Genomic DNA, 22648 nt, shown 5'->3' with positions numbered 1-22648 from the left:
GATTATGCGGCGGTTTGCAAATCTCTTTTTCCTCCCGGCCATCGACCGGGGCGCAGACCTCAGAATTTCGGCATTCCGCCGCCGCCCGGAAGCATGCCACCCATGCCGCGCATCATCTTGGCCATGCCGCCCTTGGCGGTGAATTTCTTCATCATCTTCTGCATCTGCTTGTGCTGCTTGATCAGCCGTCCGATGTCCTGCACCTGGGTGCCGGAACCGAGAGCGATGCGGCGCTTGCGCGAGCCGCTGATGATCTCCGGGTCGCGACGCTCGGCAGGCGTCATCGAGTTGATGATCGCCTCCATCTGCTTGAACTGTTTCTCGGCTGCACCCTGGGCGCTGCCCATCTGCGACAGGTTGACGCCACCGATGGACGGCAGTTTGTCCATCAGGCCGCCGAGACCACCCATGCTCTTCATTTGCTGCAGCTGATCACGGAAGTCTTCGAGATCGAAGCCCTTGCCCTTCTTCAGCTTCTTGGTGAGTTTCTCGGCCTTTTCACGATCGAGGGTCTGCTCGGCCTGCTCGATCAGACTGAGCACATCGCCCATGCCGAGGATGCGCGAAGCGATACGATCCGGATGGAAGGGCTCGAGCGCATCGCTCTTCTCGCCCATACCGATGAACTTGATCGGCTTGCCGGTGATATGACGCACCGACAGCGCGGCGCCGCCACGGGCGTCACCATCGACCTTGGTCAGCACCACACCGGTCAGCGGCAGCGCCTCGCCGAACGCCTTGGCCGTGTTGGCGGCATCCTGGCCGGTCATGGCGTCGACCACGAACAGGGTCTCGACCGGCTTGACCGCCGCGTGCAGCGCCTGAATCTCGGCCATCATCTCGGCGTCCACGGCCAGGCGACCGGCGGTATCGAGGATAACTACATCGATGAACTTCAGCTTGGCCTCACGGATCGCCGCAGTGGCAATATCCACAGGCTTCTGACTGGCATCGGAAGGGAAGAAGGTGACGCCCAGATCGCCCGCTAGCGTTTCCAGCTGTTTGATCGCCGCCGGCCGGTAGACGTCGGCAGACACCAGCAACACCGACTTCTTCTTGCGCTCCTTGAGGAACTTGGCCAGTTTGCCGGCGGTAGTGGTCTTACCCGCGCCCTGCAGACCCGCCATCAGCACCACGGCAGGCGGTGCGGCGTTTAGTGCCAGATCTTCGTTGGCCGCGCCCATCAGCTCTTCCAGCTCGGCGCGAACGATCTTCACGAAGGCCTGGCCTGGAGTCAGGCTCTTGGAGACTTCGGTACCAACGGCACGCTCCTTGACCTTGCCGACGAAGTCCTTGACCACTGGCAGGGCCACGTCGGCCTCGAGCAGGGCCATGCGCACTTCGCGCAGCGTATCCTTGATGTTGTCTTCGGTCAGCTTGGCCTTGCCCGTGACGTTACGCAGCGTCTGGGACAGGCGATCGGTAAGATTTTCGAACATGCGCGTTCCTTCGATAGGGGCGACCCGGCGCGCCGGGTGTGCGACAGGCGGCGGATTATAGCGAACTCGCCGAGTTGCCGACACCGCTGGCAGTCTTTCGTGCTGACGCCCATCTGTGCCACACTCAGCGCCTTTCGGGCTCGCCTTACACGGATTTATGCACCCTCTGTTGCCCAGTCTCGCCGCCGCCCTCCTCTATGCCGGCGCCGCCGCTTACCAAGGTCTGCGCCTGACGCAGCGCAGCATCCCCGACAAACGCCTACTGGCGTCGCTAGGCGTGCTCGCCTTGTGCCTGCATGGCATCAGCCTCTTCTACCAGCTGTATGACGTGCACGGCCTCAACCTGGACTTCTTCAACGCAGCCAGCCTGATCGCCTGGGCGGTCATCGGCCTGATCCTGCTGGCCTGCCTGCGCATCCCGGTGGAAAACCTCCTGCTGCTGCTCTTCCCGCTCGGCACGCTGACGGTGCTGGCGGCGGAGTTCATGCCCAGCGGCACCATCAATCCGATCGACGAGCACCCCGGCATCCTGGCCCACATCCTGTTCTCGATCATGGCTTACGGCATGCTCACCATCGCCGTGTTCCAGTCGATTCTGTTGCTGCTGCAAGACCATCAGCTCAAGCACAAGCACCCGTCCGGGCTGATCCGCAACTTCCCGCCCCTGCAAACCATGGAAAGCCTGCTGTTCGGCTTCCTCTTCGCCGGCTGGCTGCTGCTGTCGCTGTCACTGCTGTCCGGCGCGCTGTACATCGATGACCTGTTCGCCCAGCACCTGGCGCACAAGACCATCCTTTCCTGCTTCGCCTGGGTGGTGTTCGCCGTTCTGCTGTGGGGTCGCCACCAGCTCGGCTGGCGCGGTCACAAGGCCATTCGCTGGACCCTCGCCGGGTTCTGCCTGCTGATGCTGGCCTATTTCGGCAGCAAGCTGGTGCGCGAATTCATCCTGCACATCTGAGGCAGACGTCGTGGACGAACTTCATTCGAGCTACCTGCTCGGCCTGCTGATTTTCCTGATTCTCTGCTCGGCGTTCTTCTCCAGCTCCGAGACGGGCATGCTCAGCCTCAACCGCTATCGGCTCAAGCATCTGGCCAAGGAAGGGCACAGCGGCGCCAAGCGCGTCACCCGCCTGCTCGACCGCCCGGACCGCCTGCTCGGCACCATTCTGGTTGGCAACAACGTGGTGAACATCCTTGCGGCCTCCATCGCCACCGTGCTGGCCGTGGACATGTGGGGCGAAGCCGGCATCGCCATCGCAACGGCTGGCCTGACCATCGTCGTGCTGATCTTCGGCGAAATCACGCCCAAGACCCTGGCTGCCCTGCGCCCTGAGCTGGTGGCCTTTCCGGCCAGCCGCGTGCTGAGCCTGTTGCAGCGCGTGCTCTATCCGGTGGTGTGGCTGACCGGCGCGATCAGCAACGGCCTGCTGCGCCTGCTCGGCGTCGACCCCTCGCAACGCGCCAGCGACAGCCTGTCCACCGAGGAGCTGCGCAGCGTGGTGCGCGAGTCCGGCTCGGACCTGCCGCTGAACCGCCAGAACATGCTGCTGGGCATCCTCGACCTGGAGCGCGTCACGGTCGATGACATCATGATCCCGCGCAACGAAGTGGCCGGTATCGACCTCGAAGACGATCTGGAAACCATCGTTGGCCAGTTGCGCAGCACGCCGCACACACGCCTGCCGGTATTTCGTGGCGACATCAACCAGATCGAGGGCGTGGTGCACATGCGCCAGATCGCCCGTCTGCTGACGCATAACCAGCTGACCAAGGAAGCGTTGCTGGCCGCCTGCAACGAACCCTATTTCATTCCGGAAAACACGCCCCTGGCGACCCAGCTGATTAACTTCCAGAAGCAGAAACGACGCATCGGCATCGTCGTCGACGAGTATGGCGACGTGATCGGCATCGTCACCCTGGAAGACATTCTCGAAGAGATCGTCGGCGATTTCAGCAATCAGGACAGCCTGCGCAGCCCCGACATCCACCCGCAGGAAGACGGCACGCTGGTCATCGACGGCGCCGCCTACATTCGCGAAGTGAACAAGACGCTCGGCTGGCATCTGCCCAGCGACGGCCCCAAGACCCTCAACGGCCTGATCACCGAAGCGCTGGAGAGCATCCCTGATAGCAGCGTGTGCCTGAAGATTGGCCCCTATCGCCTGGAAATTCTCCAGGCAGCGGATAACCGGGTGAAGAGCGTGCGCGTATGGCAGGTGAAAAAGGTCAAGCCGGACACAACAGCAACGGAGTGAGGCGTTCGGCCAGGCCATTGGCCCACTGCCGGTAACCCAATGCCGACGGGTGGTAGCCATCCTCGGCCAGGTAATGCGCCTCGAACGGCAGGTCCAGCCGGCAATGCAACGCCCCAAGGCGCTGCGCCAGGCCCTGCAGTTCAGCATCCAGCAGACTGGCCCGCCAGCCCATCAACTGTCGCAGCAACCAGGGCAAGGCAGTGAAATGCTGCAGGGGCGGCACGCCGCTGAAGACCACGCGACAGCCCCGCTCGCCCAACGCATCCGCCATGCCGGCAAGGGCCTGCTGCCAGCGCTCGCTCGGCGTGAGATGAGTGATGTCATTGACACCGAAGACCAGCAGCGCCAGGTCGGCCGGCTCTGCCAACGCCAACGGCAGCAGGCGCTCATGGGCCTGAGACGCGGTGATGCCGTTCTCGCCGCACGCACGCCAGCGCACCGGTCGCAGCAGGCGCTCGGCCAGGGCTGCGGCCAGGCAACTCGCCAGTGACTGCTCGACGTGACTGACCCCGACGCCCGCCACGGTCGACTCACCAATCAGCAACAGGCGCAAGGGCTGCCCCGGAAAATGCGCAGCGGCGATACCGCAGGGTTCACCCTCGGCAACCGGCAGGCGCAGAGCGGTGCGCCGGGTATGCAGGGCCAACGGCAGCGCCAGTGGCAGCAATGGCAAGGTCGCCAGCCACCACAGCGCATGCCGGCTCACAACTGGACGCGTACCGCTTGTGCGCTGCGCAGCGCCTTGGCACGAGCGGCCTCGATGGACTCATCGCGCGCCAGTGCCACGCCCATGCGGCGCTGACCTTTGACTTCAGGCTTGCCGAACAGACGCAGCGCCGTGTCCTCCTCGCTCAGCGCAGCGCCGAGATTGGCGAAACTGGCCTGCTGCGAGTTGCCCTCGACCAGGATCACCGCCGAAGCCGACGGCCCCATCTGACGAATCACCGGGATCGGCAGGCCGAGAATGGCACGGGCATGCAGGGCGAACTCGGACAGCTCCTGGGAGATCAGCGTCACCAGCCCCGTGTCGTGCGGGCGCGGCGAGACTTCGCTGAACCACACCTGATCGCCCTTGACGAACAGCTCGACGCCGAACAGGCCACGACCACCGAGCGCCTCGGTCACCGCCAGCGCCACGCGCTCGGACTCGGCCAGCGCCTTCGGACTCATAGGCTGCGGCTGCCAGGACTCCTGATAGTCGCCGCCTTCCTGACGATGACCAATCGGCGCACAGAAGCTGGTGCCACCGGCATGACGCACGGTGAGCAGGGTGATCTCGTAATCGAAATCGATGAAGCCCTCGACGATCACCCGGCCCTTGCCGGCACGGCCGCCTTCCTGGGCATAGTCCCAGGACTTCTGCAGGTCGGCATCGCTTCTGAGCACGCTCTGGCCCTTGCCGGAGGAGCTCATGATCGGTTTGACCACGCAGGGATAACCGACCGACTTCACCGCTGCGGCGTAGTCCTCGTAGGTATCGGAGAAGTGATACGGCGAAGTCGGCAAGCCCAGCTCTTCGGCTGCCAGGCGACGAATGCCTTCGCGGTTCATGGTCAGTTGCGCGGCACGGGCAGTGGGCACCACGTTGAACCCTTCGGCCTCCAGCTCGACCAGCGTGGCAGTAGCGATGGCCTCGATCTCGGGCACGATGTAGTGCGGCTGCTCCTTCTCGATCACGGCACGCAGAGCCGCCCCATCGAGCATGTCGATGACGTGGCTTCGGTGCGCCACCTGCATGGCCGGCGCATTGGCGTAACGGTCGACGCCGATGACTTCACAGCCCAGGCGCTGCAACTCGATCACCACTTCCTTGCCAAGCTCGCCGCAGCCACACAGCAGTACACGGGTCGCGGAGGACGACAAAGGGGTTCCAATACGGGGCATGAGGGTTCCTCGAACAGTGAATCAGGAAGGCATTAAAAGGCCTGAAGCACGGGCGCGCTCCAGGCAGCGTTGCAGCACCACGCGGCGCTCGGCATTGTCCATGCGGCCCCAACGGGTGATTTCGGCAGCGGTACGCTGACAGCCGATGCAGACGTCCTGCTCATCCAGCGCGCAGACATGCACGCAGGGCGAACGCACGGGCTTTTCTACGTCACTCATCGTCATCAGGTACCAGTTCACGGGAATAGCGCTGCGCATTATGAACGTAATGCGCGGCACTGGCCTCCAGCATCTGCTTCTGCTGCTCGGTCAGTTCGCGCACCACTTTGCCCGGGCTGCCCATCACCAGGCTGCCATCGGGGATGACCTTGCCCTCGGGAATCAGGCTGTTGGCGCCGATGATGCAGTACTTGCCGATCTTGGCGCCGTTGAGAATCACCGCGTTGATGCCGATCAGGCTGTAATCGTCCACCGTGCAGCCATGCATCATCACGTTGTGGCCGACGGTCACGCCCTTGCCCAAGGTCAGGGGAAAGCCCATGTCGGTGTGCATGACGCTGCCGTCCTGCACATTGCTGTTCTCACCGATATGAATCAGTTCGTTGTCGCCACGCAGCACCGCACCGAACCAGACGCTGGCCCCCGCGTCCAGGCGGACCTTGCCGATCAGGTCGGCGCTTGGCGCAACCCAGCTATCGGGATGGGCGTCGACACGGGAGCTTCCCAGGCGGTATTTCATGCTCGTCAGTCCTCGGCGCTATCAGCGCAGGTGTATGAAGTGTTCGGGCGGCTGGTGCAGGGCAATCTGTGCATCGTCGAAGACCAGATTGACCAGCTCCACCACCATGATCGCCGTGAGGCCCCAGATGCGGTACTCGCCATAGGTGTAGGACGGCACGTACCAGCTGCGCCCGAGATAATCGATGCGATGGGTCATCTCACGTGGATCGGAGCGAAAGAACTCCAGCGGCACCGAGAATACCGAGGCGATCTCGGCATCGTTGGCCTTGTACTCGACGTAATCGGGCACCACCCCGACATAGGGCGTGACCTGAATGCCATGCCGTGAAACCAGACTGCTGAGCGGCCCGACCACCTCGACCAAGCCCGGCGGCAGGCCGATCTCTTCCTCGGCCTCACGCAGCGCGGTATCGACCAGATCGCGGTCCTCAGGATCACGCCGGCCGCCAGGGAAGGCGACCTCGCCACCGTGAGTCGACAAACCGCTGGCGCGCAGGGTCAGCACCAGTTCCGGTTCATCACTGCGGGTAATTGGGACCAGCACCGCCGCCTCGGGGAAGCTGCGCTCGGTCTCCAGAGGGCGCGGGCTGTAGCCGCGCACGCGGTGGAGCAACTCGTCCAGCATGGGCATACTCGGAGTCTTGTTTTGCCAGGCATCATGGCATGAAAGCGGCCGGCCGCCCAACCCCCGACGACGGCACAAGCTGGCCGTACTCGAGCGCCCTAGAAACGCAGGCGAGGCAGCCAGCGCAAGGCAAAATAGGCGAAAAAGCACTGGGCCCGCATTCGGGTTCACGGGCTGTAAATGAGCATTTGACCGGGCCGGCGTTCCAGCCTGTTTTTTTACGCTGCGATGTCAACGCAGGCAGTTTTTAGAGGTGCCCGCTAGCGGGCTTGCCGGCCAGCACGCCGGCCGCCAAGATAGCCCCAGAAAAGAGGAGCGGGCATGAAATTCTGCAGCCAGTGTGGCAACCCGGTCAGCCGCATGATCCCGGCTGGTGACAACCGCATGCGCCATGTCTGTGGCCACTGCGCCACCGTGCACTATGAAAACCCGCGCATCGTTGCCGGCTGCCTGCCCGTGTGGCGCGACCAAGTGCTGCTGTGCCGCCGCGCCATCGAGCCACGCCGCGGCTACTGGACGTTGCCGGCCGGCTTCATGGAGAACGGCGAGACCACCGAGCAAGCCGCCACCCGTGAAACGCTCGAAGAGGCCTGCGCCCGCGTGCGCGACCTCAGCCTCTATACCCTTTTCGACCTGCCACATATCAGCCAGGTGTACATGCTGTTCCGCGCCGAGCTGGTCGACCTGGATTTCGCCGCCGGCGAAGAGAGCCTGGAAGTACGCCTGTTTGAGGAATCGCAGATTCCCTGGTCAGAGCTGGCTTTCCCGACCATAGGCCGTACCTTAGAATGCTTCTTCGCCGACCGTCGGCAGAATCTCTTTCCGGTACGCAACGAGCCTCTCGAAGCGCTGCGTGCCCATTACACACCCCGTTGACCCTGCGGACGTCCCCGATGCGTTGGTTGTTGCCCCTGCTTTGCCTGATCCTCAGCTTCAACGCCATGGCCAGCGCCACGCCCGTGAGCAGCAGCCGCACCGTGGACAAGGTGCTGGTACTCAAGTCCGAGCGCAAACTGCACCTGCAGCAACACGGCAAGACCATCAAGTCCTACCGCATTTCCCTGGGCAAACAGCCCAGTGGCGCCAAGCAGCGCGAAGGCGATCTGCGTACGCCGGAGGGCTTCTACTGGATCGACTGGCGCAAACCGAGCGACAAGTACCAACTGTCGCTGCACATTTCCTACCCCAACGCCCGTGATCTGGCCAAGGCCAAGGCTGCCGGCGTGCCAGCGGGCGGCATGATCATGATCCACGGTACACCACTGGACGAGGAATACCCGGAGTGGTTCTTCCATACCCTGGACTGGACCGAGGGCTGCATCGCCATGAAGAACGACGACATGCGTGAGGTGTGGAGCCTGGTCAAGGACGGCACACTGATCGAAATCAGGCCCTGAGCCCTGCATTGAAAAAGGCGCCATCGGCGCCTTTTTAATATCGACTCAAAACTGCAGGTCGGACAACCGCCAGACATCGAAGGCCGGGGTTTCGTAGGGATGGCTCTTTTTCAGAGCCTTGACGGCATCATGGATCAACTCGTCGGCGACGACCATTTCCACTTTCCATTCGGCGACCTGCTCGACGCTGCCGACCTGGCCAATGAACGGCTGGCTACCTTGCAGAGCACGGAATTGGCCATCACCCAGCACCTGCCAGCAGCAACTGTCATACAGACCGATACGTCCGCCTCCCGCTGCAAACACCGCTTTTTTCACCGGTTCCAGATGGGCTTCCGGCACGTAGAAACACAGTTTGTACATCAAACTCTCCGCAGATGGGCAACCGAACAACAGACAATCCATGGCGCCAATATGATGGCATTTTGACATGGACTTGTCTTGAGACCGCCCGCACAAATCCAAGCGTAGCGTTAAAACGCTTCACCGCTTTCGACTCAGTCGACAGGCGTGACGTTCTCAACGGCCGCTGAAAAAGCGCCGCCATCTGTCGGCAAGACCACTGACGGGAGGGCTGTGGCTGCCATCGCAGTAGGGCAGATCCGCGGATCGGCTACAGCGGCAAAGCAGCGGGCGCTGCTCGCGCTCGGGGTACAGAATCAGGGATTGGGCGCAGCCGGATGTGCAGTTCGGCATCTTGGGTGAGTGCCCGCAGCGGCACAGGCGATGAACTTCACCGGGTTTGACCTGGCGAACTTCGGGGAGGGTCTGCTGGGAATCATCGGCCATCGCAGGGCCTGCGTAGCCCGGATGAAATCCGGGGACGGGTGTAGCTGCGCTGTCCCGGATTGCCTCCAGGCTACGGCGCCCTGCTCCCCTCTCCCGCAGCGGGAGAGGGTCAGCAGAAGGCCGCTACGCGGCCGCTGTTAGTCCACCCAGACGCGGGCGTTGCGGAACATGCGCATCCAGCCACCGTCTTCCTGCCACTCGTCCGGGCGCCAGGAGTTCTGCACGGTGCGGAATACCCGCTCCGGGTGCGGCATCATGATGGTCACGCGACCGTCACGACTGGTCAGGCCGGTGATGCCACGCGGCGAACCGTTGGGGTTGGCCGGGTAGGCTTCGGTGACCTTGCCATGGTTGTCGACGTAGCGCAGGGCCACGCTACCGGACAGATCGGCTTCCAGCAGCGCCTCTTCGCTTTCGAACTCGGCATGGCCTTCGCCGTGAGCGATGGCGATCGGCATGCGCGAACCGGCCATGCCCTGCAGGAAGATCGACGCCGACTCCTGCACCTGGACCATAGCCACGCGCGCCTCGAACTGCTCGGAGCGGTTGCGCACGAAATGCGGCCAGAACTCGGTGCCCGGAATCAGCTCATGCAGGTTGCTCATCATCTGGCAGCCATTGCACACGCCAAGGGCGAAGCTGTCCTTGCGCTCGAAGAAGGCCTGGAAGCCTTCACGAGCACGGGCGTTGAACAGCACAGACTTGGCCCAGCCTTCACCGGCGCCGAGCACGTCACCGTAGGAGAAGCCGCCGCAAGCCACCAGGCCCTTGAACTCATCCAGGCTGATGCGACCGGCGAGGATGTCACTCATGTGCACGTCGATAGCGGAGAAACCGGCGCGATCGAACGCGGCGGCCATTTCCACCTGACCGTTGACGCCCTGCTCGCGCAGGATCGCCACCTGCGGACGCACACCCTTCTTGATGTAAGGCGCGGCAATATCCTGGTTGACGTCGAAACCCAGCTTGACCGACAGGCCGGGATTGTCTTCTTCCAGCAGCAGGTCGAATTCCTGGTCGGCGCCCTGGGCGTTGTCGCGCAGACGCTGGATGCGGTAGCTGGTCTCGGCCCACTGACGCTGCAGCAGGCGACGATCACCGCTGAACACCGGCTCGCCGTTGAAGCTGATGCTGACGTCGCAGTTGTTGACCGGCTGACCGATCACCGCCACGCAGTCGTCCAGGCCGGCTGCGCTGAACTGCGCCAGCACTTCCGGCGTGGCGTCCTGGCGTACCTGGATGACCGCACCCAACTCTTCGTTGAACAGCACGGCCGGCAGCTCGGAGCTGTCGTCGGCCAGCGCGTCGAGGTTCAGCGACAGACCGCAGTGACCGGCAAAGGCCATTTCCAGCACGGTGGTCAACAGGCCGCCGTCGGAACGGTCGTGGTAGGCCAGCAGGTGGCCGTCGGCATTGAGGCCCTGGATCACGGCGAAGAAGGCCTTGAGGTCTTCGGCGTCATCGAGGTCCGGAACCTGCTGGCCGATCTGCGCATACACCTGAGCCAGGATCGAGGCGCCCATGCGGTCCTGACCACGACCGAGGTCGATCAGGATCAGGTCTGTCTCGCCCTTGTCCATACGCAGTTGCGGGGTCAGGGTCTGGCGGATGTCCTGCACCGGGGCGAAGCCGGAGATGACCAGCGACAGCGGCGCAGTCACGCTCTTGTCGACGCCCTCGTCCTGCCAGCGGGTCTTCATGGACATGGAGTCCTTGCCCACTGGAATGGTGATACCCAGCGCCGGGCACAGCTCCATGCCGACAGCCTTGACGGTATCGTACAGACGGGCGTCTTCGCCCGGGTGGCCAGCGGCGGCCATCCAGTTGGCCGACAACTTGATGTCGGACAGCTTGCCAATGCGCGCGGCAGCCAGGTTGGTGATGGTCTCGCCGACGGCCATGCGCCCGGACGCCGGGGCGTCGAGCAGGGCCAGCGGGGTGCGCTCGCCCATGGCCATGGCTTCACCGCTGTAGACGTCGAAGCTGGTGGCAGTCACGGCGCAATCGGCCACCGGTACCTGCCAGGGGCCGACCATCTGGTCGCGCGCCACCAGGCCGGTGATGCTGCGGTCGCCGATGGTGATCAGGAAGCTCTTGCTGGCCACGGCCGGGTGACGCAGTACGCGGCCCAGCGCTTCTTCGATGCTCACGCTGGCGGCGCTGAAATCATCGCCCTGCTCGGCTTCGCGGCTGACACTGCGGTGCATGCGCGGCGGCTTGCCCAGCAGCACTTCCAGCGGCATATCCACCGGGGTATTGCTGAAGTGGCTGTCGGTCACGGTCAGGTGCGGCTCGGCGGTGGCCTCGCCGACCACGGCGAACGGGCAGCGCTCACGCTCACAGATGGCCTTGAAACGCTCGAAGTCGGCGGCGTCGACGGACATGACGTAACGTTCCTGCGACTCGTTGCACCAGATTTCGTGCGGGGCCATGCCCGGCTCGTCGTTGGGCACGTTGCGCAGCTCGAAACGACCACCACGACCACCGTCGTTGATCAACTCCGGCAAGGCGTTGGAGATACCGCCGGCGCCGACGTCGTGGATGAACTTGATCGGGTTGTCTTCGCCCAGCTGCCAGCAGCGGTCGATGACCTCCTGGCAGCGGCGTTCCATTTCCGGGTTCTCGCGCTGTACCGAGGCGAAGTCCAGGTCGGCCGAGCTGGCACCGGTGGCCATCGACGAAGCAGCGCCGCCACCCAGGCCGATGAGCATGGCCGGGCCACCGAGCACGATCAGCTTGGCGCCGACGGAAATCTCACCCTTCTGCACGTGGTTTTCGCGGATGTTGCCCAGGCCGCCGGCCAGCATGATCGGCTTGTGATAGCCGCGTACTTCCTCACCACGCGGGCTGCTGACCGCCTGCTCGAAGGTACGGAAGTAGCCGTTGAGCGCCGGACGACCGAATTCGTTGTTGAACGCGGCGCCGCCCAGCGGGCCTTCGATCATGATGTCCAGCGCGCTGACGATGCGCTCGGGTTTGCCGTAGGGCTTTTCCCAGGGCTGGAGGAAATCGGGGATGTTCAGGTTGGAGACCGAGAAACCGGTCAGGCCGGCCTTCGGCTTGGCACCACGACCGGTCGCACCTTCGTCGCGGATCTCGCCACCGGAACCGGTGGAAGCGCCCGGGAACGGGGCGATGGCGGTCGGGTGGTTGTGCGTCTCCACCTTCATCAGAATATGTACAGGCTCCTGCACCGCACCGTACTGGCGGGTCTCAGGATTGGGGAAGAAGCGACCGGCGGTATGGCCGACGATGACCGAGGCGTTGTCCTTGTAAGCGGACAACACGCCTTCGTTGTGCATCTGGTAGGTGTTCTTGATCATGCCGAACAGCGACTTGTCCTGGCTCTGGCCGTCGATGTCCCAGCTGGCATTGAAGATCTTGTGGCGGCAGTGCTCGGAGTTGGCCTGGGCGAACATCATCAGTTCGATGTCGTGCGGATTGCGCCCCAGGTCATTGAAGCTCTTCACCAGGTAGTCGATTTCGTCTTCGGCCAGGGCCAGGCCCAGATCCTGGTTGGCCTGCTCCAGCGCGGCGCGGCCACCGCCAAGGACGTCCACGGCGGTCAGCGGCTTGGGCTCGGCGTGACTGAACAGCGCGGCGGCGTCCTCCAGCGCATTCAGAACAAGCTGGGTCATGCGGTCGTGCAACAGAGCGGCGACAGCGACGTTATCAGCTTCGCTCAGCTCGCCACTGACGTAATAGGCGATACCACGCTCCAGACGCTGGATCTTGGCCAGGCCGCAGTTGCGGGCAATGTCGCTGGCCTTGCTCGACCAGGGCGAGATGGTGCCGAAACGCGGAATGGTCAGGAACAGTTTGCCGCTGGGCTCCTGCACCGGCACGCTCGGGCCGTACTTGAGCAGCCGGGCCAGCACGTGTTCCTCATCGGCGTTGAGCACGCCAGTGACGTCGGCGAAGTGCGCGAACTCGGCGTACAGCCCGGTCACGGCCGGCACCTTGCTGGTCAGTTGCTCGAGCAATTTGCCATGGCGGAAAGCGGAAAGGGCGGGAGCGCCGCGCAGAATCAACATCGTCGGAACAGCCTCTGGGAAGGGGTGTGCTGGAGGCCGGGCATTCTACCCTAAAGCGACAGCCGGCGGCACCTGTAGCCAGGCCCTTTAAGGACGAACGCGCACTAGCAGAGAAGCGAAGCGCTGTCGAGATATGGCGCCGCCTGCGCTTTGCGTATACTGCGCCGATGTTTGCACGACCTGCGATACGCATGCGTTGCGCCAAAGGGCTGTTGGCGATTGGAACCCTCCTGATGCTTGCTGGCTGTGGCGAAGAACCCAAGCCCAGCGTACTTGAGCAGGCAAAGGCGGAGGGTGAGCTGCGCGTGGTCACTCGTAACAGCCCCGCCACCTACTTCCAGGACCGCAACGGCGCCACCGGTTTCGAATATGAACTGGCCAAGCGCTTTGCCGCCGATCTCGGCCTGGAACTGAAGATCGAAACCGCCGACAACCTCGACAGCCTGTTCGCCAGCCTTGGCCGCGCCAACGGTCCGGTCATGGCTGCCGCAGGCCTGGTGGACACACCGCAGCGCCAGCGTCAGGCGCGCTTCTCCATCCCTTATCTGGAAGTCACGCCGCAGGTCATCTATCGCCAGGGCGAGAGCCGCCCGACCAAACCCGAAGACCTGATCGGCAAACGCATTCTGGTGCTGGCCGGCAGCAGCCACGCCGAACAGCTGGCGGCTCTCAAGCTGGAGCTGCCCGAGTTGGAGTTCGAGGTTTCCGACGCGGTCGAGGTGGTCGACCTGCTGCGCATGGTCGACGAGGGGCAGATCGACCTGACCCTGGTGGACTCCAACGAACTGGCAATGAACCAGGTGTACTTCCCCAACGTGCGCGTGGCCTTCGACCTCGGCAACACCAACAGCATGCGCTGGGCAGTGGCCTCCGGTGAGGATGACAGCCTGCTGCTGGAAATCGATGCCTTCCTCAAGCGCGCCGAGGCCAACGGCACCCTGCAGCGCCTGAAGGAGCGCTACTACGGCCATGTCGACGTGCTCGGCTACGTGGGCGCCTACACCTTCGCCCAGCACCTGCAAAAGCGCCTGCCGCGCTACGAAAAGATGTTCCGCCAGGCCGCCCACACTCACCAGATCGACTGGCGCCTGCTGGCGGCCATGGGCTACCAGGAATCGCTGTGGCAGCCCAACGCCACCTCCAAGACCGGCGTACGCGGCCTGATGATGCTGACCCAGCGCACCGCCCAGTCGGTCGGCGTGTCCAATCGTCTGGACCCGAAGCAGAGCATAGACGGCGGCGCCCGCTATTTCATCCAGGTGCACCAGCAACTGCCGGAAGGTATCGCCGAGCCGGATCGCACCTGGTTCGCCCTGGCCGCCTACAACGTCGGCGGCGGCCACCTGGAAGATGCCCGCAAGCTGACCGAAGCCGAAGGCCTGGACCCGAACAAATGGGCCGATGTACAGAAGATCCTGCCGCGCCTGGCGCAGAAGCAGTGGTACAGCAAGACCCGGTACGGCTACGCCCGTGGTGGTGAGCCGGTGCACTTCGTACGCAACATCCGCCGCTACTACGACATCCTCACCTGGGTAACCCAGCCCCAGCTGGAGGGCTCGCAGGTCGCCGAGAACGGTATCCACCTGCCCGGCATCGACAAGCGCAAGCCCGAAGAAGAAACCCCGCCGCTCTGAGCTGTCAGAGCAAACTCTGATTGCCCACCGCACAGCGACTGATCGCCTGCCGTGCCTGCGCCAGGCCCTTGAGTCGAGTCGCGCACTGGGCCTGACTCGGCATCCGCTCGACCTGCAGATTGGCCTGTGCATCAATGCTGATCAGGTAGGGATGGCTGTAGCGGGTGCGGTCGTTCCAGGCGCTGAAACGCTGGGTGGCGAACACGCAGCGGTAGTCCAGATGACCGGTAAAGCCCTGGAAGCGATCGCGCATGAAGATGTGGTGATAGTGCTGCCAGTCGCGATCACGCTGACCGACCCGCACAGCCTCCTGGCACGCCTCCAGCGTGGTGATCTGCGGCTCGTGCAGGAAAATGCTCTGCGCCAGATTGGAACCGCCCAGCTGCACACTGGCGACCAGATACACCTCAGGCTGCTCCGCGAACGCTGGCGCAGCCAGAACCGCCAGCAGACTCAAGATCCGTTTGTTCATGCTCATTCCCAGTGACGACGCTCAGCCTCGCCGAGCCTTGAAGAAATCTTTCAGCAGCGCCCCGCTCTCCTCGGCCAGCAAGCCACCTTCAACCCGCACGCGGTGATTGAGAAAGCCCTGATCGAAGAACTGCCCCTGGCTGATCGCCACCCCCGCGCGCGGCTCGCTGGCTGCGAACACCACGCGGGCGATGCGTGCATGCACGATCAGCCCGGCGCACATGCTGCAGGGCTCCAGCGTGACGTACAGGGTGCTGCCGGGCAGCCGATAGTTCTGCACACTTTCCGCCGCTGCACGGATCGCCACCATCTCGGCATGGGCACTGGGGTCATGCCGCAGAATCGGGCAATTGAAGCCCTGCCCGACCACCTCACCGTCCTGCACCAGCACGGCGCCAACCGGCACTTCACCCTGCTCGGCACCCAGGCACGCCTGCGCCAGCGCCAGGCGCATGAAATGCTCGTCACGCGAGCGGTCGATGATCTGCGGTCGTTTCATTGCATCAATCCGTAGGGCAACCCGCCACCTTGGGCGGCCTGAAAAACGGCGCCTACCCTACACCACTTCGATGGCCGCCATCAGCCCCGTTTCCATATGGTCGATGACGTGGCAGTGGAACATCCACACACCGGGGTTATCGGCCACGAAGGCGATGCGCGCCGTCTCGTTCTTGCCCAGCAAATAGGTATCGGTGAAATACGGAGTGATCTTGCGCCGGTCCGAGCCCAGCACCTTGAAGGTCATGCCATGCAGGTGGATCGGGTGCTGGTACTGCGCCATGTTGCGCAGCACGAAGATGTAGTGGCCATCCTTCTTCAACGTGGCAATCGGCCGGTCGGCACAGGTCTTGTCGTTGATGTCCCACGCCTGACCGTTGATCTGCCAGTACTTGTAGCGCCCAGCCGCTTCATCGGCCGGCGAAGCCAGCGCCGCTGCCCATTCGAAGTTGAAGCGCAGCGTCTCGGCGCGTGACAGGTCCGGCTCGGCAATGGGGTTGGCTGGAAGCGCCGGCGGCCAGTCACCGGCCACCTGCGTACTGACGGCACCTTTGAGCGTCGCCAGGCGCAACGGCCCATTGCGCAACGACAGCTCCTCACCGGCAGCCGGTACCTTGAGCGCCAGATCGATGCGCATGCCCGGGCCAAGCCAGTATTCCTTGCCCAGTGGCCGCGGCTGCACCGGATTCCCGTCCAGCGCATAGATACGCGCCTCGCCGCCCGGCAGATTGAGACGATAGGTGACGGTGTTGTCGAGGTTGACCAGGCGCAGGCGTACCACCTGTCCTTCCGGCAGTTCGATAGTCGGATTGGGTTCGCCATTGATGGTGGTCAGGCGCCCGCGGGTACCTTCGCGCGCCGCCTGGCGCGGCACCATGAACGGCGTGAAGGCGCCCTGCTCATCGATATGCCAGGTCTTCAGGCTCAGCGTACGCTCATGAAGGAACCCTGTCGGCTCGCGTTCCTCGACGATCAGCGGCCCGACCAGGCCGCGCCCCAGTTGCTCGGCGCTGGTGGTATGCGGGTGATACCAGAAGGTGCCGGCGTCGTGGCAAATGAAGTCGTAGTCGAAATACTCGCCCGGCAACACCGGCGCCTGGGACACATAGGGCACGCCGTCCATTTCCAGCGGCAGCCTGATGCCATGCCAATGGATGGTGCTCTGCTGCTCCAGCTTGTTGATGAAGCGCACCCGCAACCGCTCGCCCTGACGGCAGCGCAGCTCGACACCAGGCGCCTGCCCGCCATAACCCCAGGCCGGCGTCATATGCCCCGGCACCAGCTCAACATCCACCGGCGCGGCGATCAGCTCGTAATCATGGGTCGCCACATTCTCCGGGCGCCCCAGCCAGTAACGCACGCCACCGGCGCCCAGACCGACAACTCCGAGACTGGCCAGACCGGCGAGCACTTGTCTACGGGTAAACGACATCTTCATCCTCGGCAATCTGCAGGCATACTCAATTGCGGTATCTTCTCATTTTCATGCATAGCCCGACGAGTGCCCTGGAAAGACAAATTGCCGCGGCCGCCACTGCGAGATAACGCCGAGAAAAGGCGGTGCTCACCACGATAGAATCCCCAGGCAATCAACAGGACGCGCTCACCCGGACATGGACAGCCTTTTATTCGACGCCCCCTTGGGGATCATGATCGCAGCGATCACGCCCCTGCTCCTGCTGATGTGGATCGGGCTCATGGCCGCATTCGGCGAAATGATCTGGTCCGACTGCTACCGGCTAAGCCGCCCGCATGACATCGTTAAAGCGGCGATCATCGATCAGAAGCTTGTCAAAGCCCGCATCAGTGCAGGCAAAACCACAATGGTCAGCCTCAAGTACGTCTATCGCCTGCGCTACGAGTACGAACAGCGCACCTACGAAGTGGAACATCTCGTACTCAACGAAGAACATGTAGAGCTCAACAAGCAGGCAGGAACCTTTCTGCTCTACGTTCCCAAGGCAACTCCGGCAGACGCCACCCCCGAAGCCCCAAGCGCCGCATCGCCCTTCGCCGCGATCATGCTGATGATCATGGGCTACATGATCTGGGAAGCCGCGCCGACCCTGCTGAGAGGATTCTGAGCATGATCGTGGTCTTCATCCTGCTCGGAGGCCTGCTATGGCTGATCAGCTTGTCACTGCTCGCCTTCTCCGCCTGGGCCTTTTACAAACTCACGCGGCTGCTCTGGGAAAAAATCCGCAGATCGTTGCTACGTCCAGGCACCGCGCAAATCACGTCCTACGAAGTCTTCACCCCCGACCCAGAAGACACTCACGCCATGGATAGCCGACCGCAAGTCCACCTTGAGCTGGATTGCGAGCGTCATGGGCAGCGCTTTCAAATATCCTTGGGGCCGTTGACCTGCGAGGAGTTGTTCCCCGCGCTGGACCTGCCGGCACATCATGTCGCCTGCTGGCTGAGCGAGGACGATTGGCGCCAACTGCTGGAGAAACGATGGATCACCATCGCCTGCGACTGGCGCCAGCGCAAAGCAATACTCACCAGCCAGATTCGCAAGGACAGACGCCTGCTGGTGATCAGCGTCCTGAGCCTGAGCCTATTCGCCCTCACCGTCACGCTGCCTGTGCTGCAACACTGAAAACGTGCAGGCATGAAAAAACCGGCCTGAGCCGGTTTATTCATGCAACGGGCGGGATCACTCCCACTCGATTATCAACAAGCCGCCCGAGCCCGCTTGGCTAAAGGGATTCGTTGTGATTGCAATGGGGCCCTACCGTCACTTCTACCGTCAATCGCGCAGAGCTTTTGCTGACGCGGGAGATAGATCGGTTCACAGGGCGACGGCTCTGACGACACCATCATCAATCAGCCTACATATTATCCGCCCCCCGCCCCCGAGACGAGCCCGAACATGCCGTCGCCGAATCAGGGACCGAGGTGTTACCCGTCTTCGGTCTCACCTACGCCACAGTAGGTTGCCATCCTGAAACCCTCGGGCTAGAGTGCGCCCGTCGTGGTAAATCCCACGACCGGGCGTCAGAACCCGATTAATCGAGGGCGCGGTTGTGTCATGGCGAAGCGGCAAATACTCCAGTGTTTGCTATCGCTTTCTATGGCAGGCCGTGCGGGGCAGGCTTTTGCCTGGCCGGTTCCCTCGGTTACCGGTTTCTGACCCCCGTACGGTCTGCCACCATACTGCGTCAGAACGGTGGGTGGCAGCTCCTTAATCAAACCGAGGAGCATAAGGAAAATGCGCTACCCCCTTTTTACCCGAGAGCTCCGCCTTGGGCTTCTAGTACTGCTGCACACCTCTGACCTGGAGGTGTGCCATGGCTGAGTTCGAATCCTGCGTTGTACCTTTCCCCCTGCAGCGAAGCCCGCTGCATGAATCCGAACGCTCTCCCCTACCCGCTGAAGCTGCGGCTGAACTACGCGGTGTCATGCTCGGCAATCTGCTCGATCAACTGGCTGAACCTGACGGGCTGCAGCCGGCAGATCTGCGCGTACGGATCGCTGCATATTCAGCCTTGGATCTGCTCGATGAGATGGTCGTGCTCTATCGCCGCGCGCTCTCCGAAGTGCGAGGAGGTGCCAGATGAGCAAGGGTGTGATGACTTGCCTGCCACCTCATGATGGCCACCCTGGTGTCGAAATCATCTGGGCTGCTGACTGCAGGGAAGCATTCAATCAGGGCGTGAAGCTGGCCCAGACTTGGCTCGACCACGCCCGTAGCGGCTGGCTCTGGGCAGTGATGATCGCCGAGCGCGACTTACTGCCATGCGCGATAGAACGGAGAGCCTTCGAAGTGGGCTTCCTCAGCCGCGTCCACCAGCGCATATGCTCACCCAGGTGCTGCGGCCAGTCGGCTAACCCCCTTTCCTTGGAGCTGTAAAGCGGATGTTCGCGAGCCGGCCCTGCCGGCTCGCGCTAACCGCAACATACCATCAAATTTTGGGTACGCCCCATACACGGGCGTCCTGGAACAGGCCGAGAACGGCCAGATGCGGGCAGAGGAGCGGTAAATAGATCTATCCCCTTTTCGCCCATTCAGGTACATCTGCGGTTTTGAGCTTAATCTGTAGAAGGTGCTGTATCGATGGCAAGGATGATCCCGGACAATGGACCCCGTGGCACCGAGAGCAAGGGTGAGCGAGATCTTTACAGCATCCTCAAAGCGGAGTTACCGGACGACTACGTTGTCATCCATAGCCTTCCATGGCTTTCCTCCGCTGTGAGGAAAGTCGACCCTCGGGCAAAACCAACCGGGGAGATTGACTTCTTGATCATCCATCCGGAGAAAGGGCTGCTCGTGCTGGAAGTGAAGAGCGGCAAATACGGCGTCAAAAACAACGAGTTTGTGCATCTCAAGAATCATTACTCCATAGACCCCATCGGTCAGACTCGCAGCAACGTGCATGGGATCGCCAGATGGTTGGGGTCGGATCCGACACTGCACCTCCTGATCGGCTACGGATTTATTTTCCCGGACTCCGATTTCGCAGGAAAGGCAATCGCGCCTGGCATGTACGACACGACATCTGGTCCCCAACAACCGCTCTACATCGACTATCGCGAGATGCCGAACGTTACGCAGCGGGTCATCGACTTGATGGACTACTGGAAAGCCGCTCTGGGTAACTCGGATTTGGGGGAGTCTCGTGCCGCTCGCGTCATTGAATACCTCACGCCAGAAATCGACGGCAGGCGGGGCTGGGCCAGCCGCATCATCTTCGACAACAAGCAGTGGCTCCAGCTAACCGGGGAGCAGAGCACAGTTGTCACCAGGGTGCTGAAGAGCCAAACGTCGCTCGTGACCGGCTGGCCCGGAACCGGTAAAACGCTAATCGTGATCGAAACCGCGCGGCGACTGGCCTCCCAGAAACAAAAGGTGCTGGTGGTTTCGTTCAACAACAAGCTCACGGAGTATGTCCGCACCCAGCTTGTTGATTCAAAAGGCTGCGATGTAGTGACCTGGCACGGTCTATGTGGCCAGGCGCGCAACGCTTTGGGCCGAACCAGTGAACCAGGCAAAGAAGACGAATGGTATAGGCAGCAATGCGTGCTCGATCTGAACGACGCTATTGAGCAAAGGCGTATGGCCGATTACAGCGCCCTGCTTGTCGACGAGTCTCAGGCCCTCCTCCCATCTTGGTGCGAAACCCTCACAAAATGGTTCCAGGACAAGCCCAAGGCTTTTTTCTGCGACGAGACGCAGGTCTTCCCGTACGAACATGACAACATCCCGTTGAAAGGCCTCAGCGAGCTGCTTGGTGTAGATCCGTTTCCACTCACCATCATCATGCGGATGCCAAAGGCGGTAACGAGCATACTCGAAGAGGCGGTGCCACCCAACCTCCAGCATTCGACCCCACGGGTATTGGAGCACGACACTGCCGTCGAGATAATTACCGCAGATCCATGCCTGAAAATATCTCAGATCAGGCAAAAACTGATTGATAGCGGGGTGCGACCTGAGGATATTGTAATTTTGATTCCTAGGTTCCTTTCAGGACAGTACATTGAGTATTTGCAAAGAGAGAAACCACGTTGGGAATCGATCACGAAATTTCGTGGCTTGGAAGCGCCTATTGTCTTGATCCTTGGCGCGGAGCTGCTTGATACCGCTGAGTTGTTTAGCGCCTACTCTCGGGCAACGTCAAAATGCATAGCCATTTACGACGCTCTCAACGACAACTGGTCCAGCGATGAGGTCTTTAGAACCCGGCTGAAAAGCGTTCCTGAGAACTTTAAAATCCTGGAGAATGAACAGGAAAAACTGCGTATTCATAACAGAATCGCGCGCACTACTGACAGAGTGTCGCTGAGTCTCGCCACCCTTAACATTTCGTGGGCCGAATCTTGGAAAGCCTGGCTCATAGAAACCGACGACAAACAGTCACTAGCAGAAATGTGGATCGCTTATCTGGCGCACAAGCTGCCTCAGCCCATTTTTCATTGGGTGAAAGACTCAAAAAGGTATTTGAACCTGGCTAAGATTAATTCGTCATCGCTAGACTCTACAGACTCCCTATATTCGTATTCTTCAAAGACGCTAGTTTTCTATGCGTGCAAAGAGTGCACCGACCTCACACCCCACTCTTTCGATAGCAAGCGCAGTTGTGCGCTATGTGACACCAAGGAAATTAGAACGCCCTATCCGGACCAGTCGATCATAGATGAAATCCGGCTTATGGATGCAGTAGTGTCAGATAGATTGGCGAAAAATCGCATTCGTGAACTGCAACCCGATCTGCCCATCAATATTGCCGCAGCCGCCTCGCTGTTTCGTGCAGAGCGAACCAAGATGCGCTCGAATGTACTCAGGGTTCAACTACCAGAGGGGCGCAGATTCTATTTGATCGCGTATATTTTCGTACAGGTAAGAATCGCCACTGCCAAAGCCGAAGCAGTCATGGAGGCCAATGCCCTCGCGGATGAACTCTATGATCGCTTCAATGAACTCAAATCCATATCTTCAGCCGAGTGGAGGAAATTTTTCGCCAGTGCCATGGGCACGTTCTATTCGAAAGGCTATATGACGAAGATCAGCAAGGGCTTTTACTCCCCAGTGGAGGACGACCATGCGCCCCCTTCACTCGGCTCACCCGATCTCTCCCCTGATTTGAGTAGCGCTCAGCTTTAGAGTCCAGCCTGAGCAGTCAACTCAGAACTACAAGAGAACGGCTGGTTCAGGCTGGTTACGACAGGCTGCTTTTGGCCGGTTATTGCCGGTCGCGACAGGCTATAAGAAGGTTGTAGGAAACACGGATGCGCCGGATTCAGCCCGGTAGTAAGCGTCCGCCGAACTCACCTTGCGTGATTCAGGCAGGTACCCACTGATGCGGCAGTAGTTGGCCGATCTCACTCGCCCGCTGCGTCGGCAGTCGTGTCAGCACGTCCTTGAGATAGGCATACGG

General features: G+C 61.8%; 23 protein-coding genes. 10 read left to right on the top strand and 13 right to left on the bottom strand.

What is annotated here, in order from left to right; genetic code table 11:
- Window positions 1-59: 59 nt before the first annotated feature.
- Complete coding sequence (ffh, locus tag ACN8M7_RS24720) at window positions 60-1439, bottom strand: signal recognition particle protein (RefSeq protein ID WP_490262500.1); 1380 nt, start codon at window positions 1437-1439, stop codon at window positions 60-62.
- A gap of 157 nt (window positions 1440-1596) precedes the next feature.
- Here ffh and ACN8M7_RS24715 point away from each other — a divergent pair, with 157 nt between their 5' ends.
- Window positions 1597-2397 (top strand): cytochrome C assembly family protein, encoded by an 801-nt coding sequence (locus ACN8M7_RS24715; RefSeq protein WP_061241176.1) that lies wholly within the window; start codon window positions 1597-1599, stop codon window positions 2395-2397.
- Between the two features lie 10 nt (window positions 2398-2407).
- Window positions 2408-3694 carry an HlyC/CorC family transporter gene (locus ACN8M7_RS24710; RefSeq protein ID WP_061241175.1) on the top strand — a complete coding sequence of 429 codons (1287 nt, stop codon included), beginning with the start codon at window positions 2408-2410 and terminating at the stop codon, window positions 3692-3694.
- Here ACN8M7_RS24710 and ACN8M7_RS24705 read toward each other — a convergent pair.
- From ACN8M7_RS24705 to ACN8M7_RS24685, 5 genes are read right to left on the bottom strand one after another with little or no spacing between them, the layout of a single operon-like run.
- On the bottom strand, window positions 3666-4400 hold the full coding sequence (locus ACN8M7_RS24705; protein WP_490262499.1) for an SGNH/GDSL hydrolase family protein: 735 nt from the start codon (window positions 4398-4400) through the stop codon (window positions 3666-3668). The two genes, ACN8M7_RS24710 and ACN8M7_RS24705, sit on opposite strands and share 29 nt — an antisense overlap.
- The gene (gene purT / locus ACN8M7_RS24700) at window positions 4397-5578 is read right to left on the bottom strand and encodes a formate-dependent phosphoribosylglycinamide formyltransferase (protein ID WP_061241173.1); all 1182 of its coding nucleotides are present in this window, start codon (window positions 5576-5578) and stop codon (window positions 4397-4399) included. Before purT ends, ACN8M7_RS24705 begins: the two co-directional genes overlap by 4 nt.
- A gap of 21 nt (window positions 5579-5599) precedes the next feature.
- Complete coding sequence (locus ACN8M7_RS24695) at window positions 5600-5797, bottom strand: DUF1289 domain-containing protein (RefSeq protein WP_061241172.1); 198 nt, start codon at window positions 5795-5797, stop codon at window positions 5600-5602.
- Window positions 5790-6317 carry a gamma carbonic anhydrase family protein gene (locus tag ACN8M7_RS24690; protein ID WP_490262498.1) on the bottom strand — a complete coding sequence of 176 codons (528 nt, stop codon included), beginning with the start codon at window positions 6315-6317 and terminating at the stop codon, window positions 5790-5792. The genes ACN8M7_RS24695 and ACN8M7_RS24690 overlap by 8 nt, the downstream gene beginning before the upstream one ends.
- A gap of 21 nt (window positions 6318-6338) precedes the next feature.
- A complete protein-coding gene (locus ACN8M7_RS24685) occupies window positions 6339-6944 on the bottom strand; it encodes a CoA pyrophosphatase (RefSeq protein ID WP_061241170.1) in 606 nt (201 codons plus the stop codon).
- 321 nt (window positions 6945-7265) lie between these two features.
- On the opposite strand from ACN8M7_RS24685, the gene ACN8M7_RS24680 reads away from it, so the two are divergent.
- Together ACN8M7_RS24680 and ACN8M7_RS24675 are read left to right on the top strand one after the other, a co-directional pair.
- Entirely contained in the window at window positions 7266-7820 is a 555-nt protein-coding gene (locus ACN8M7_RS24680) for an NUDIX hydrolase (protein ID WP_061241169.1), read from the top strand.
- Window positions 7821-7837: 17 nt separating this feature from the next.
- A complete protein-coding gene (locus tag ACN8M7_RS24675) occupies window positions 7838-8341 on the top strand; it encodes a L,D-transpeptidase family protein (protein ID WP_061241168.1) in 504 nt (167 codons plus the stop codon).
- A gap of 45 nt (window positions 8342-8386) precedes the next feature.
- Here the strand turns inward: ACN8M7_RS24675 and ACN8M7_RS24670 are convergent, their stop codons facing one another.
- From ACN8M7_RS24670 to purL, 3 genes are all read right to left on the bottom strand, one after another.
- Window positions 8387-8704 (bottom strand): YqfO family protein, encoded by a 318-nt coding sequence (locus ACN8M7_RS24670; RefSeq protein WP_061241167.1) that lies wholly within the window; start codon window positions 8702-8704, stop codon window positions 8387-8389.
- A 156-nt stretch (window positions 8705-8860) separates the two neighbouring features.
- On the bottom strand, window positions 8861-9037 hold the full coding sequence (locus ACN8M7_RS24665; RefSeq protein WP_490262530.1) for a CDGSH iron-sulfur domain-containing protein: 177 nt from the start codon (window positions 9035-9037) through the stop codon (window positions 8861-8863).
- A gap of 230 nt (window positions 9038-9267) precedes the next feature.
- Window positions 9268-13164, bottom strand: a complete 3897-nt coding sequence (gene purL / locus ACN8M7_RS24660) for a phosphoribosylformylglycinamidine synthase (protein ID WP_490262497.1) — start codon at window positions 13162-13164, stop codon at window positions 9268-9270.
- Window positions 13165-13331: 167 nt separating this feature from the next.
- Here purL and mltF point away from each other — a divergent pair, with 167 nt between their 5' ends.
- A complete protein-coding gene (gene mltF / locus ACN8M7_RS24655; RefSeq protein WP_061241165.1) occupies window positions 13332-14798 on the top strand; it encodes a membrane-bound lytic murein transglycosylase MltF in 1467 nt (488 codons plus the stop codon).
- Window positions 14799-14802: 4 nt separating this feature from the next.
- On the opposite strand, the gene ACN8M7_RS24650 is transcribed toward mltF, so the two are convergent.
- Genes ACN8M7_RS24650 through ACN8M7_RS24640 form a run of 3 tightly spaced genes read right to left on the bottom strand, consistent with a single transcriptional unit; the run spans window position 14803 to window position 17199 of the window.
- Window positions 14803-15270 carry a hypothetical protein gene (locus tag ACN8M7_RS24650; RefSeq protein WP_490262496.1) on the bottom strand — a complete coding sequence of 156 codons (468 nt, stop codon included), beginning with the start codon at window positions 15268-15270 and terminating at the stop codon, window positions 14803-14805.
- Window positions 15271-15291: 21 nt separating this feature from the next.
- The gene (gene tadA, locus ACN8M7_RS24645; protein ID WP_206418465.1) at window positions 15292-15768 is read right to left on the bottom strand and encodes a tRNA adenosine(34) deaminase TadA; all 477 of its coding nucleotides are present in this window, start codon (window positions 15766-15768) and stop codon (window positions 15292-15294) included.
- 57 nt (window positions 15769-15825) lie between these two features.
- Entirely contained in the window at window positions 15826-17199 is a 1374-nt protein-coding gene (locus ACN8M7_RS24640; RefSeq protein ID WP_490262495.1) for a multicopper oxidase family protein, read from the bottom strand.
- 181 nt (window positions 17200-17380) lie between these two features.
- Here ACN8M7_RS24640 and ACN8M7_RS24635 point away from each other — a divergent pair, with 181 nt between their 5' ends.
- The 5 genes from ACN8M7_RS24635 (at window position 17381) to ACN8M7_RS24615 (ending at window position 22374) form a co-directional block, all read left to right on the top strand.
- Window positions 17381-17851 (top strand): hypothetical protein, encoded by a 471-nt coding sequence (locus ACN8M7_RS24635; RefSeq protein ID WP_490262494.1) that lies wholly within the window; start codon window positions 17381-17383, stop codon window positions 17849-17851.
- 2 nt (window positions 17852-17853) lie between these two features.
- Window positions 17854-18369 (top strand): hypothetical protein, encoded by a 516-nt coding sequence (locus ACN8M7_RS24630; RefSeq protein WP_490262493.1) that lies wholly within the window; start codon window positions 17854-17856, stop codon window positions 18367-18369.
- A 691-nt stretch (window positions 18370-19060) separates the two neighbouring features.
- On the top strand, window positions 19061-19330 hold the full coding sequence (locus ACN8M7_RS24625; protein ID WP_490262492.1) for a hypothetical protein: 270 nt from the start codon (window positions 19061-19063) through the stop codon (window positions 19328-19330).
- Window positions 19327-19623, top strand: coding sequence for a LasR-specific antiactivator QslA (locus ACN8M7_RS24620; RefSeq protein WP_021263682.1), 297 nt, complete (start codon window positions 19327-19329; stop codon window positions 19621-19623). Before ACN8M7_RS24625 ends, ACN8M7_RS24620 begins: the two co-directional genes overlap by 4 nt.
- Before the next feature lie 204 nt (window positions 19624-19827).
- Window positions 19828-22374: an NERD domain-containing protein/DEAD/DEAH box helicase gene (locus ACN8M7_RS24615; RefSeq protein ID WP_490262491.1), complete on the top strand. Its 2547-nt coding sequence runs from the start codon at window positions 19828-19830 to the stop codon at window positions 22372-22374.
- A gap of 178 nt (window positions 22375-22552) precedes the next feature.
- Here ACN8M7_RS24615 and ACN8M7_RS24610 read toward each other — a convergent pair.
- Window positions 22553-22648 (bottom strand): transposase domain-containing protein (locus tag ACN8M7_RS24610; protein WP_143485438.1); only part of this gene is annotated, 96 nt, incomplete at its 5' end.

This window comes from Pseudomonas spartinae, assembly GCF_965197125.1.
Lineage (GTDB): Bacteria > Pseudomonadota > Gammaproteobacteria > Pseudomonadales > Pseudomonadaceae > Aquipseudomonas > Aquipseudomonas composti_A.
The sequence above is the reverse complement of the archived record's forward strand: the minus strand, read 5'-3'. Positions and strand labels throughout refer to the sequence as shown.